Annotated in this window: 13 protein-coding genes; 3 read left to right on the forward strand and 10 right to left on the reverse strand. The window is 54.4% G+C overall.

Translation table 11 applies throughout. From position 1 onward, the window contains the following. Positions 1-49: 49 nt before the first annotated feature. Entirely contained in the window at positions 50-256 is a 207-nt protein-coding gene (locus VN24_RS25550) for a YrzA family protein (RefSeq protein WP_045672733.1), read from the forward strand. A 393-nt stretch (positions 257-649) separates the two neighbouring features. Here VN24_RS25550 and VN24_RS28750 read toward each other — a convergent pair whose 3' ends face one another. The 6 genes from VN24_RS28750 to VN24_RS28505 all read right to left on the reverse strand — a co-directional run bounded on the left by VN24_RS28750 (position 650) and on the right by VN24_RS28505 (position 6,264). Beyond that, positions 650-913 (reverse strand): DUF6179 domain-containing protein, encoded by a 264-nt coding sequence (locus VN24_RS28750; RefSeq protein WP_420798637.1) that lies wholly within the window; start codon positions 911-913, stop codon positions 650-652. A 16-nt stretch (positions 914-929) separates the two neighbouring features. Then, entirely contained in the window at positions 930-1,163 is a 234-nt protein-coding gene (locus VN24_RS25560) for a DeoR/GlpR family DNA-binding transcription regulator (protein WP_158453712.1), read from the reverse strand. Between the two features lie 230 nt (positions 1,164-1,393). Next, the gene (locus VN24_RS25565; RefSeq protein ID WP_045672736.1) at positions 1,394-2,419 is read right to left on the reverse strand and encodes a cytochrome d ubiquinol oxidase subunit II; all 1,026 of its coding nucleotides are present in this window, start codon (positions 2,417-2,419) and stop codon (positions 1,394-1,396) included. An 8-nt stretch (positions 2,420-2,427) separates the two neighbouring features. Beyond that, positions 2,428-3,756, reverse strand: coding sequence for a cytochrome ubiquinol oxidase subunit I (locus VN24_RS25570; protein ID WP_045672737.1), 1,329 nt, complete (start codon positions 3,754-3,756; stop codon positions 2,428-2,430). Positions 3,757-3,813: 57 nt separating this feature from the next. Beyond that, positions 3,814-4,869: an MFS transporter gene (locus tag VN24_RS25575; RefSeq protein WP_338012204.1), complete on the reverse strand. Its 1,056-nt coding sequence runs from the start codon at positions 4,867-4,869 to the stop codon at positions 3,814-3,816. A 219-nt stretch (positions 4,870-5,088) separates the two neighbouring features. Beyond that, the gene (locus tag VN24_RS28505) at positions 5,089-6,264 is read right to left on the reverse strand and encodes a winged helix-turn-helix domain-containing protein (RefSeq protein ID WP_045672738.1); all 1,176 of its coding nucleotides are present in this window, start codon (positions 6,262-6,264) and stop codon (positions 5,089-5,091) included. A gap of 202 nt (positions 6,265-6,466) precedes the next feature. Here VN24_RS28505 and VN24_RS25585 point away from each other — a divergent pair, with 202 nt between their 5' ends. Further along, a complete protein-coding gene (locus VN24_RS25585; RefSeq protein WP_238590775.1) occupies positions 6,467-7,219 on the forward strand; it encodes a glycerophosphodiester phosphodiesterase in 753 nt (250 codons plus the stop codon). A 74-nt stretch (positions 7,220-7,293) separates the two neighbouring features. Here the strand turns inward: VN24_RS25585 and VN24_RS25590 are convergent, their stop codons facing one another. From VN24_RS25590 to VN24_RS25605, 4 genes are all read right to left on the reverse strand, one after another. After that, on the reverse strand, positions 7,294-8,136 hold the full coding sequence (locus tag VN24_RS25590; protein WP_045672740.1) for a carbohydrate ABC transporter permease: 843 nt from the start codon (positions 8,134-8,136) through the stop codon (positions 7,294-7,296). A 20-nt stretch (positions 8,137-8,156) separates the two neighbouring features. Further along, positions 8,157-9,035, reverse strand: a complete 879-nt coding sequence (locus tag VN24_RS25595) for a carbohydrate ABC transporter permease (RefSeq protein ID WP_045672741.1) — start codon at positions 9,033-9,035, stop codon at positions 8,157-8,159. Between the two features lie 77 nt (positions 9,036-9,112). Then, entirely contained in the window at positions 9,113-10,468 is a 1,356-nt protein-coding gene (locus VN24_RS25600; protein ID WP_045672742.1) for an ABC transporter substrate-binding protein, read from the reverse strand. A 26-nt stretch (positions 10,469-10,494) separates the two neighbouring features. Further along, positions 10,495-11,616, reverse strand: a complete 1,122-nt coding sequence (locus VN24_RS25605; protein ID WP_045672743.1) for a glycoside hydrolase family 172 protein — start codon at positions 11,614-11,616, stop codon at positions 10,495-10,497. 203 nt (positions 11,617-11,819) lie between these two features. Here VN24_RS25605 and VN24_RS25610 point away from each other — a divergent pair, with 203 nt between their 5' ends. Continuing rightward, positions 11,820-12,692: an AraC family transcriptional regulator gene (locus tag VN24_RS25610; protein WP_045672744.1), complete on the forward strand. Its 873-nt coding sequence runs from the start codon at positions 11,820-11,822 to the stop codon at positions 12,690-12,692. Positions 12,693-12,728 lie beyond the last annotated feature (36 nt).

A 12,728-nucleotide genomic window follows, 5' to 3' on the forward strand; every position in this document is an offset into this window, starting at 1 on the left:
TTAATAATGAAAAAACAAAAAAATAATATAAATATTGCAGGTGATGATCATGAACATTAGCTTGGAGCGGATAGAAGACAAAATCGAATTTTTCGAAGCTTTCGATTTGCGGACGCTGGAGAAGAAAATCGAGGAGCAGATCGAAATCAACAAGGCGCTGCTGCTTGGCGTTCATGCCGTCCAGCATCAGGCGGTCTTTCATGCCGACAGAGGCAAAATGATGTACAGCGCCGTTGTTCATTTCAAGGCGAAGTAAAGAAGCGGTACAGCGAGCGGCATTAGCCCAGCGCCCTGAATAGCGTTACTTGACTCGGTCGGCTACTGTGGAGGACCGAGATCAGCCTCGGCAGTAGCAAGAACTGCCAGGGCCGCCTCCCGAAACAACAAAGAACAGCCTGACAGCTTCTGCCTTGTTCAGGCTGTTCTTTTTTCACGAACATATGGAACTGAGGAGCGAAAATGAATATTTCGAGTTTGCTGTACCGATCCAGAGACTCGCTTCGAAGTTCTTCATAGAAAACGATTTTTGCCAGAATAGCCAGCTCCATATCGCCAAACGCATGGAAAAGGGCATCATACTCATCCCCATACAAGCAGTCTGATTCAAGCATATCGAGGTAGTCATGCAAGGAATGAAAGCTAGATAAGATCAGCTTGACTTTGTCCTCCTTACTCTCGCATGCTTTGTCTCTTCAAAGCATTGTGTGACCTTTTGCACGCCTCTTTCATAAATTTGGCGAACATCGATCGTTTTGAGATCCATGATCGCCTTCTCCGGCACCTCCAAGCTGAGCAGATACGCGTCTGCCGCATACATAATAGAGGTCAGGATGCTTTCGGCCGTTTCCGTTGTGACCGAGGTACTTTCACCCCGGGTGTATTTCCTGATCCACCGTTGATGATAAGCTTCAATTCCATTCTTCTTATAACTAACTGCCCGTCGCCTTCACTCCCGCTTGCTCCAGCTTGCGGATCGCTTCGATATCCGTCTTCGGGTCGGTGATCAAATAGCCAAGCTCGTCCACTTCCGCAAACCTGAAGAAAGCGACGCCGCCGAACTTGGATGAATCGGCCAGCGCAATGGTTTCCTTGGCATTGCTTATCATCAGACGCCGGATATCCTTGGCCGAAGGATGGTCGAACAGCGGCTGCTCGGTCTGCATGGGCTTCCGCTTTGCGGGCAAGCCCCAAGTCTTTGTCCGCGGCCGCAACCAGCTCTGCATGCGGATGGCTGCTGTAATTCCCCGCATTAGAGGCAAAAAAAGAACCCGTCGCACGGACGGATTCTCGGTTTCTTGCGGTTTCTTGCGGTTGCTGGCTGTGTTTCGGTCAATTGGTATATTGAGCTCTTGAGAACTTCCATCGTTTATTTTCGGCCCTGTGTTGCCGTTCGTCACTCCTGCTTCAAATACCGCTTATCTTTAAGGAACAGCCGCCAAAACCAAATGAATACCGGCACCAGCACAAGCGTGCCGGCCGCATACCCGACCAGCAACGACCGGAACATTACCGCATTGGTAATTCCCTGCTCCACCGTCAGATGGGGATAAATGATATACGGCAGGTGAGCGGAGCCGTATCCAAAGCTGGCCAGACCGTACTGGATAATGACGCAGACGACGGCGGCGCGCGGCACGCCGGTTCGTCCTCCGCCCGCTTTCCACCAAAGTGCGCTGTATCCGATGGCAAAGGCAGCGGCGGACAGCATAAACCATGACGCCCGCTCCCGCATCCGCTCCACCAGCCAATGGGCTTCGGGGACCATCGAAACGGCTGCAAGTATGCCGGTCAGCAGCGTCAGCGGACCAATCGCAACGGCGATGTGGCGGTATACCCGGTATGTCGCCTCATCCTCCGCCTCGCGGGCGAAATCGGCGAGAAAGAGCGCGGAAAGAAACAGCTCCGTCGCGATGCCGAACGCGAGATGCGCGTATTCGGTGCGGCTCATCAGCAGTTTTCCGGTCAGTACAGACGGATGTCCGTCCGTCATTTCCACAAATCCGCCGAGCGTAACGGGCAGCAGCGTAATGAGCAATCCGGGAATGAGAAGCCCGGTAATGCCCGATACGAAACGCAGCAGGGGGACGTATCGCGGCGACATATGGGAATACACCATAAATGTGCTGCGCAAGGTGAGCAAAATGAGAACCAGGCATACCGGCGTCACGAGCAGCGTGCCCAGCAGCGGCATCGCCAGCGGAAAGAAGCCGACCAGCGCGACGACAAGAAGCACGAGAAATACGTTGGTTACTTTCCATGAGGGAGACAGGTAGCGGTTGGCGATGTCCGCCGCATTCGTATCCGCTCTTTGGCCGAACACCATCGCCCAGAAACCGGCTCCGAAATCGATCGAGCCGAGAATGGAATAGACGAACAAAAAGCACCAAATGATGAAGATCGCCAGCGTTGAATCGGTCATCTGCAGACTCACCCCTTCGTTCCCGCAAGCTCCCGGGCGACGGGGTGCCGTTTGAAATAAAACAACATGACAGCGGACGTCGCAAACAGCAAAAAGGTATACAAGCCGATGAACAGCACAAACAGCGCCCCGAGGTTGCCGGCGGTCGTCGCCGCTTCGGATGTGCGCTGAATATGATAAATCGTCCACGGCTGACGCGCGCTGCAGCTGAAGATCCAGCCGGTCTCGATCCCGATCAGCGACATCGGGCCTGTCAGCGTCAGCACCCGCAGCAGCCAGCGCGGATAATCCCTCTTGCGCAGCCTCCGGTACAGCAGGGCGCCGAAGGAGAGCACAATCAGCACCGTGCCGATCAGCACCATCAAATTAAAGAGCGTATGGACAAACAGCGGCGGCCAATTCTCGCGCGGAAAATCGTTCAGCCCCCTTACGACTGTATCAAACCGGTTGCCCGCCAAAAAGCTCAGCGCCCACGGAATTTCGATTGCGCCCACCACCTCCTGCTTCTCCTCGTCCACGAAACCGCCGATTGCAAGCGGCGCGTGCGACTGGGTCTGGAACAGCCCTTCGGCCGCCGCAAGCTTCTCGGGCTCGTTCTCGTGCAGCATTTGCGCGGTTTCGTGACCGTTAACCGCCGTTGCCAGCGACATGACGCCGCCGATGAGAAGGGCAAGAAACAGTCCTTTTCGGTGGTAGATATACTCGCGCTCCGCTCTGCCCTTGCGCAGCAGCTTCCAGGCGGCGACGGAAGCGACGGCGAACGCTCCGGTCATGTAGGCTGACGCCACGACATGGATCGAGGTCGTCACGAAGCTCGGATTCCATACGGCCGCCCAAGGATCAACATCGGTCACCTGGCCGTTTGCAATCGAAAAGCCGCGCGGCGTGTTCATCCAGGCATGGGCATCCGTAATCAGCACCGCGGAAGCGCTGGCGCCAATGGAAACAAACACGACGCTGACGATCCGCATCCACGGCGTGAGCCGGTCCGCGGCGTACACGTAGATGGACATGAACAGCGCCTCCAGAAAGAACGCCCATATTTCAATCTGGAACGGAAGCGATATGACCTGCCCGACAATTTCCATAAATCCCGGCCACAACAGCGCCAGCATGACCCCGACGATCGTTCCCGACGGAATGGCCACCCCGAGCAGAATCGCCAAGGCGCGCGTCCAGCGTTTGGCCATCGCGGCGTAATCCGGATCTTTTTTGACGTGAAACAGCACCTCGGCTGCAATGATCATCAGAGGAAGCCCGACACCGAGCGTCGCAAAAATAATATGAAACGCCATGGACGAACCGAACAGCGACCGTGCCAGCGTAACATTATCCATCCATCATCCCGCCTTCCAAAAAATTACTCGACCTAGTATTGGAAGATGCTGTATGAATTATGTATGCTGTTTGGCGGTATCCGGCTGCTGCGCCCGTCTCGCCGCCCCATGCCGGTCTTCAGGCCACAATTTGGCTTGCAGTATCAAGCCGCCGAAACCGATGAGAGCGGTTGCCAGACCGAGACAAACAAAGGCGCTCCCGGCTCCGGTCATGCGGACCAGCACGCCGCCGGCAAGCGGAGCGGCGAACATCACAATGCCGGTTATCATATTTTGGATGCCGAATACGCGCCCGATCATTTCCGGAGGCGTTTCTTTTTGCAGCACGACATTATGAGTGAGCATATACAGCCCGTTGCCGATTCCGATCAATCCGCCAAGCGCCAGCAGCAGCGCTTCTTCGGCGCCCGCTTTCAGGCTGCCGAGCAGGGCGATGCCTGCGCCGATTAGTATATAGCCGCCTCCGAGGCCCCAGCCGTAGCGGATCCGTCCGAACCGGTTTATCACGAGCATTACGCCGACCGCTCCCGCCCCGATCGCCGCAATCAGCGGGCCGAGCAGCGACTCGTCGGCAGGCGCGATTTCCCTCAGCAGCGTCGGAAACTGATAATCGATCATAAGAATCGCCGTTAATCCGAAAAATCCGAATAGTGTGGTATGCAGCACGATTTTGGCTCGCAGCAGGAACATCCATCCTTCTTTCCACTGCTCCAGAAATTTTGTCCGGTCCGTTTGACCCCGCTGCTCCGGGGCCTTCGGCTCTGCAAGTGTGCGCAGCGGCAGCAGCAGAAAGAAGGACAACAGCCTTGCGGCCGCATTCAGAATGATGCATGCCTCGGGAGAGATGGCCCCAAGCGTTGCCGCACCGAGCAATGGACCGGCAATTTTCGAGCTTTGGTTGACCAGGCCGTTCCAAGAGGAAGCCTGAAGCAGCTCCGATTCACGGACGGTACGGCGGGTCAAAGCTTGCTGCGCCGGAGTATGAAACACGCCCATCGCCGTCCGCAGCGTCAGCACCGGCAGCAGCCATGTTATATTCGGAACCGCAAGTGCGGCCAGCGTAAGCGCTGCGATGATGATGTCGCAGATCAGCATGATGCGGATTTTGGACATGCGGTCGGCCATCGGTATGCGACAAGAACTTGAATTGCAATCCCGTCAAACCAGTCTCCGAAAGAAGCGAGCGAGTAAGCGCCGAAGAGGCGCAGGAAGATGCGGTTCGACCAAAGCGCCGAACGCCGCTTGCGTAGAGTTGTCATTTTTCCCTCCGTTAAAAGCCGATGTATAGCGCCATTGTAACGGAGTTCGATCAGAACAATGTCAGAGGAGACGTCAAACCTGAAGCGCCCTTCCCTGTTCACCGCCTTGCAAGCACTGAACGATCATCGCTTCCAACCGGTCACGGTGCTTCTCCAGCCCGTACTCCCGGTCCAAGTCGGCATAGACAAGTGTATATTTCCGCAGAAGCGTCTCCTCGTTCGCATAATAGGTCAAAAAGTTCAATATCTGCTGCACTGACCATAACTGCAGCGGTGCGTTGCCGGCCATGCCAAGCATGTCCAGTCCATCGCCGAGCATCTCCGCGGCTTCCGCACGTTGTCCCATCCCGAGCAGACGCAAGCCTTTCACGACCCGATACTGACCGATCTCACGCAAATACGGAGCTTCCCCCAGCATGCCTTCGATCGTGTCAGCCAAACGGTCCGCCGATTCCCCGTTTCCAGCAAGCAGATGCACATACATCTCCGCAATGGCTGCCGGCATCGTAAAACCGTGCAGTCGGTCAGCTTCGATCGTGCGGCGGGTCAGTTCAAGCCTCTCGATCGCAATATCGGTTCTGCCGCATTCGGCATACAGATCAAGCACGTTCAAAATGAGCATCTCCCGATGCTGCTCCGCGGACAGCAGGCCGGATTCCAACGCTTGCTCGTAAAGCTCCAGACAGCGCCCGGACTCCCGGGCCGTCACCCGGAACAAAAGCAGCATCCCATAGAGCCTCTGAGCAATCGGAAATTCGTCCGTATCCAGAAACCAGGCTATGTCTCCTTGCAGAAAGCGGATATAAATCCGGTAAAACGGATCCAGCTTGAAACCAAGCTCGTCCTGCTGCGAGGCAAGCGCCAGCATCGATTTCCCCTGGCCGAACAGATGGTATTTCTTCAGCATGAGACGCATATTTTCATTCAGCTCGGCATCATGCAGCGACGGATTGAGCGGCGCCTGCCGTTCCTTTATGGTGAGCGAATAGCCGTACCCGCGCACGGTATTAATGTCCAGCGACGGCCACCGCTTCAATTTTTTGCGCAGCCGGTATATATGGTCGTCGACCGTACGTTCAACCGGATATTCCAGCGGCCAAACGCGATCCAGCAGCTGCTCTCTCGTAAAGGCCCGGCTTTCATTCTCGTATAGAAACTTCAACAGCTCAAATTCCTTTTTCAGCAGCATCATCCGCTCCGGCCCGCACATGACGGCAAAACGATCCGGTTCAAAATAAATCCGCGCCATCCGATCCACCCTTTTCGTTCTCAGCTTTCCACCCAGCATAACACAAAAAAGGGGCGATCTTCACCGGAAGAAACGATGACCTCCGTCCATCCGGCACGACAGCCAAATTGCAAAGTAAATGTAAATAAGCCCGAAACGGGTAGGCAGATGAAGTGAAATTGCCTATAATTTACACGTATCCAAACAGAAGGGAATGGGAAACGTGGGCGAAACGAACCAAACGGCATATTTAAGGCCGCTTATAATCGGACACCGGGGAGCTGCCGGAGAAGCGCCGGAAAATACGATGGCGTCTTTTTTGCTTGCGGTTGAGCAGGGATGCGATATGATCGAGCTGGACGTACATTTAACCGCTGACGGTAAGCTTGCGGTTATCCATGACGAGACGCTGGATCGGACGACGGACCGTAAAGGCATTATTCGCGGGAAAACATATGCGGAAATTAGCGAAGCGGATGCGGGAAGCTGGTTTGCGGAACGGTTTCGCGGCGAACGGGTGCCGCTGCTCGAAGAGGTATATGAAGCGGTTCCGCAGCATGTACAAATCAACGTCGAGGTGAAAAATGGTTACGGCGGCGCAATCGAGCCCGTTATGGACGCATTCCTCGGCGATGGAGACCGGCTTCAGCGCACGGTTGTCTCTTCGTTCGACCATAAGCTGCTTGCCCGCATGAATCGAAGCCGCACAGATTTGAAGATTGGCCTGCTCTATGCCGGAAGATTGATCGACCACGCCGGCTATGCCGGAATTATGGGCTGTCCCGTCTATTCGCTGCATCCTCATTTTCATTCGATTGACGCCGAAGATGTTGCACGCGCCAAAGACGCGGGGATTGCCATTTATCCTTGGACGGCAAACCACGAAGCCGATTTGCAGTCGCTGATCGATCTCGGCGTTGCAGGCATCATAACCGACTTCCCGGTCCGGCTGAAGCGGATGCTGGAGCAGAGCTGAATGTATCCGATTCCCGGCTTACAGCATTCCGTAAGGATGTAATGTTACCGAGCCGGGAATCGTCCCCATAATCGCTATTCCTTAACCGCCCCCATCGTTATTCCGCTCACAATGTACCTTTGAATGGCAAATGAAAACAGCATGACCGGCAGGCTGAACGTAACGGCTGCGGCCGTCATCGGGCCCAGATCCAAATTGTAGGCGGTCAAAAACTCGGACAACCCGACCGGCACCGTTTTGGCCGACGTGCTCGTCATCATTAGCGCCATCAGAAAATCGTTCCAGGACAGCATATAGCCGAATATTGCCGTTGTTGCCAGACCGGGCAGCGAGATCGGCAATATGATTTTCATGAACGCGCCGAACCGTCCGCAGCCGTCGACGCGCGCCGATTCGTCAAGCTCCTTCGGCAGTCCGTCAAAGAAGCCGATCATCATAAAGATGACAAACGGGATATTGATGCTCGTATAGACCAGTACGAGCGCGAGTTTCGTATCGTACAAGCCGAGCCGGTTAATGATCCGGTACATCGGCACCGCAACGCTGATCAGAGGCACAAGCCGCACGCCCAGCGTCAGCATAATAAACAGATTGCCGAGCCGGGAATGAAGCCGCGACAGCCCGTAAGCGGCCATCGATCCAAGGAATACGCTGATCGCGGTGCTGCAAATCGAGGTCATAAAGCTGTTGCCGAAATAGGAAACGATCGGTAGCACGTCGAACATCGTCCGGAAATTGTCCAGCGTAAACACCGAAGGAACAATCGTCGGCGACGAGGAGATGACTTCTTCGGGCCGCTTTAATGAAGAAAGAATCAAATAAAGATAAGGGAAAAGAAAGGCGGCTGCGAACAATGCCGTGATGAACATCACGACAGCCGTCGCCGGCGTTCTTTGCCGCTTTGCCAATGCCGTCATAAGAGGAACCCTCCTGAAAATCAGACTTCTTTCTTGCCCGGATTCCATACCCGGTTCATGAAAAAACCGCAGACGAGCAGCATCGCGAGCATAAACAGCACCGCGAGCGCACTCGCATATCCGGTCTGATTGTAGCGTGCCATCGCATTGTAGATCATCGTGCTCAGGACGGAGGAGGAGAAGCCCGGCCCCCCTTGCGTCAAAATCCAAATAATATCAAACGAGCGGGCGGCGTCAATCATCCGGATTAGCACGGCGACGACGATAACCGGCTTCAGACTCGGCAGCGTAATATGCCAGAAGCGCTGGCTCCTTCCCGCTCCGTCGATATGCGCCGCTTCGTATAAGCTGCCCGGAATGCCCTGGATGCCGGCCAGCAGCACGAGCATCATAAACGGCGTCGTCAGCCATACATCGGCAATCATGCAGGAGAACAAAGCGAATTTGCTGTCGGACAGCCACAAAATGCTGTGCGGGGAATTCAGGATGCCAAGGCGGTACAGAATCGAATTAATGATGCCGAACTGGTCGTTCAGCATGAACTTCCAGATCAGACCGCACACAAGCGGCGCAATCATAAGCGGGCTTAAGAACAGCGTGCGCGTCAGCTGGCTGCCTTTAAAGCCGGTGGCCAGCAGCAGCGCAAGCACAAGCCCGATCAGCAGCTCGATCGTAACCGCTCCGATAACGAAGATTACGGTGTTGTACAGCGATAAATAGAAGCGCTCGGATGTAAGCGCATTCACATAATTGTCGCCTCCCACAAAACGCGTGCCGGTTTTCGAATCGAATACGCTGTCCCGGATCAACAGCGCCATCGGGTACAGAAAGAATAACACCATAAATACGGCAGCCGGAGCAAAAAACAGCAAAGCGGCTTTCCGGTCGTTTCGCGTCATTAAGACATCATCCTTTAAAAATGAATGCGGCGAAAGGATAGGTCAGATCAACCTATCCTTCTCCGATGTGCATCAAGTTACTGTCCTTCAATCTCGTTAATGAGATCGGCCGCTTTGTCGAGCGCCTCCTGCGGCGATTCTTTGCCGGAGAGTGCGGCCTGCAGCGCCGGGACGAGCGCTTCGCTCTCGATTTCGTTCCAATGTTCCAGCACCGGCCGGTTTTGCGTCTGCTTCGCCGCCAGTGTTTCGCTTAATGCGGGCAGATGCGCATATTCCGGCTTCGTTCCGTACGCATCGAATACCGATTTCCGCGCCGCCACTCCAAGCGCCTTCATAAACAGCTCGTTATGGTCATAAATAAACTTGATATACTGCTTCGCGATATCCTGTTTCTTGGAAGAAGCCGGGATCACTTGATACCACGGACCCGGAACGACGCCCACGCCGGCTTCGCCGCCGATCATCGGAGCGGCGCCCACCTTGCCCGCCACCTTCGATTTGGCCGGATCGTTGGAAGGAACGAAGAAGTGCCCCCACGCCAGCATCATCGCCAGCTTCCCGTTCCAGAACAGCTCGGACGTCTCGGAGGAAGCCATATTGAGGGCGCCTTCCGGAACCGATTTGTCTTCGTTCAGCATTTTCGTCAACAAATCGAGCGCATCTACGTAAGGCTTCGTATTGACGAGAGCCTTGCCGTCTTCCCCGACGACAAGCGGTCCGGCTCCGGCCTGTGCCGCATGGTCGAGCCAGCTCGCCACGGAATCGCCGTTGTTCATGCCGAATACGCTCGTTCCGTAAAGATCGTTGACGCCGTCGTGATCCGAATCGCGGGTGAAAAACTTGGCCGCATCCCGGTACTCCTGCCAATTCGTCGGCGCTTTCAGTTCATAGCCGTACTGCTCTTTAAAGGCTGCTTTTTCCTTAGGGTCTTCGAACAAGTCTTTGCGGTACAGCAATATTTTCGAGTTGGTCCACACCGGCATGCCGAGTATTCGGCCGTCGACGGTTCCGCCCTGAATGAGTCCCGGATGCAGATCGTCCTTGACCTCGCCCGTCATCAGATCATCTACCGGAGCAAGCCCTCCAGCGAGCGTGGAAAACCATAAAATGTCGATCGTGGCCACATCGTAAGAACCGGATTTCGCTTTCATCTCCGCATTCAGCTTATCGTACACGCCGATATATGGAACCGCTTCCACTTTGATCGAGTATCCAGTTTGCTTTTTGAATTCATCCGCCGTTTCGTTAACGACCGTGAAGGCGGGGCTGCCGCCTTCCACCAGTACGGTCAAAGACTTCTCCTTGGCGTTGCCGGCTTCAGACCCGTTATTTTGACCGCTGGCCCCGCTGCTGTTGCAGCCCGATAAGATGATGCTGATTGCAAGTGCGGCAGCTGCGGCCGCGGACAATCCCGTTTTTTTACCGCTCGACATTGTTTTTCGACCCCCCTAGGGTATTATTATCGATCCCAGAGACCATGCTCCGGCCATCTGCGCGGCAGTCTTTGATCCACGGACGGCAAAGCTTCAAAAGGTTTATGCGGTTCGAGCTGATACCAATAGGCGACGCTGGAATATTCGTTCCCCTGGTCGTTCGCGTGACCGTGCTCGATCGTGACCCGAATCGATTTCTGGAAGCGGACCGGATCTTCAATATGGAACCGGTACAAGCTCCATTTGCCGAAATGCTCCTGCACGTCGCTGCCGAGCGATATGCCGTGATAAGGAGCCGCGTATTCGCCGCTAGGGAATCCCCACGCCGCATTGAAGTAATCTTCCGTTCCGGTGCCGTGCAGCGACGGCGGCCAAATTTCCCCGTCGATAAAGATCATGTCATCTCCTTCGCCCGGCCACGTAAACTGCTGATTCGAGGCGTCGAAGTTATCGATATTCAGCACGCAGCCGACATAATGTCCTTTTCCTTCGGCATCGAGGATGACGTAGTTTTCGTCGCCGGTCAGATTGACGCCCGGCAAATCCCACGGCGCAGGATCGGCAAGGTCGGATTGATGCACGATTTTGCTGCAAGGATTTTCATGGTTCCATTTGGCGTGGAATCGCCCAACGTCGCCGGGCAGCGGCTCATCGGTCAATTCATAATCGATGTAGTAGAACAGGTTCTCGATTCTGGATTCGCTTTCATTAATGATTTTAATGACCGCTCCGTCCGAAAACGGCATCGGAAAATAACTGTTCATCGCGGCGGCAAACGGCCCCTTCGGTCCCCGTTTCTCGCCGAACACCATGCTGATCGGCAGCGAGACGAAATGTTTGCACGTCGCATGCCCGATGCCGAAGAAGTCGCCGAGAGGAACTCTGACGCTCGGATTTTCCTCTCCATCCCAATACATCTCAAGCACGAGCTTGCGGAGATACCGGGGCGCATAACAGCGGGTCGTCATCCAAATATGTTTGATGCATCCCGCTCCTTTTATATCCGCCATCGTGTATGTCTCCCCCGGCTCCACAACTCTGAAGTCGCGGTTGCCTCCCGTACGGTCCCAGCTTGATTCGCGCAAGCTGCGCGCATCCTTGATCAAGGGCAGTCCTCCTAACGGACTGTTCGGCTGCCAAACGTTCATCGGTATTTCCTCCTGTAAGTTCGAAATTTATCGGCGCCATCCATATGCGGGTTCACCGATTAAGCAACGAAAAACGCTATTGTAGGCGCTTTCATTTTCTATAATGTCATTGTATAGTAGGAACAGAAAGAAGTCGTTGGCAAAGGTTTTTGAAATGTTGTTATTAATTGCTTTTCATTCACAAGTCCGAAAGGAATAAACCGATGCATATTCAACAGCTTTCCCCTTATATCCGGGTGGCGATGGACAGCAAAGTTCCTTTTCCGTGGCAGCTGGAAGAACGGGTGCTGTACGACTATGAGCTGCTGTATGTGATGGAAGGACAAGTCAGCGTCACCATTGAAGATCAGGAATACGAAGGGCTGCCCGGGGACCTGTTTCTGTTCCGTCCGAAACAGCGCCATTCGATCCGGAAAGTCGGCAGCGGCCTGCTCCGGCAGCCGCATCTGCACTTCGATCTGATCTATCAACACGACAGCCCCGATGTCAGAGTTTCGTTCAAGCCGTTGGCAGCAATTGCTGAGGAAGAGAAGCGGTGGTTCAGGGAAGATTTGCTCGACAGCTTCTCCGTCCCTCTCTCCAGCCATTTGCGGCTGCGAAATCCGATCGTCATCGAGAAGATGCTGCTTGACATTATTAAAGAGCATCAAATGAAGCTTCCGTTCTACGAAATGAACGTCAAAGGGATGTTCATCCAGCTCTTCATTCATCTGCTGCGCGAAAATTATTGGAACGAAAACCCGCATGTGCTGACGAACATGGATGAGCTGGTGAAGCTTCGCAATTACTTGAAGCATCAGGCGGATCAAAAAGTTAAGCTGGAACAATTGGTCGACTTTTCGGGCATCAGCAAATATTATTTAATCCATCTGTTCAAAAAAACGTTCGGCATGAGTCCGATCCAATATCACCAAATGCTGCGGATTGAGAAAGCGAAGGAGATGATTCAATTTACGGATGAGCCGCTGTCGCTCATTGCCGAGACGGTCGGCTATCCCGATCTCCAATCGTTCAGCAAAGCGTTCAAAAAAGCGGACGGCGTAAGCCCCTCCTTTTACCGGAAGCGAAACGGTTGACACAAACAGCGGAGCGGGCAGGTTCAATAACCCGCC

Origin of the sequence: Paenibacillus beijingensis, assembly GCF_000961095.1 — a bacterium.
Classification (GTDB): Bacteria; Bacillota; Bacilli; order Paenibacillales; family Paenibacillaceae; genus Paenibacillus_O; species Paenibacillus_O beijingensis.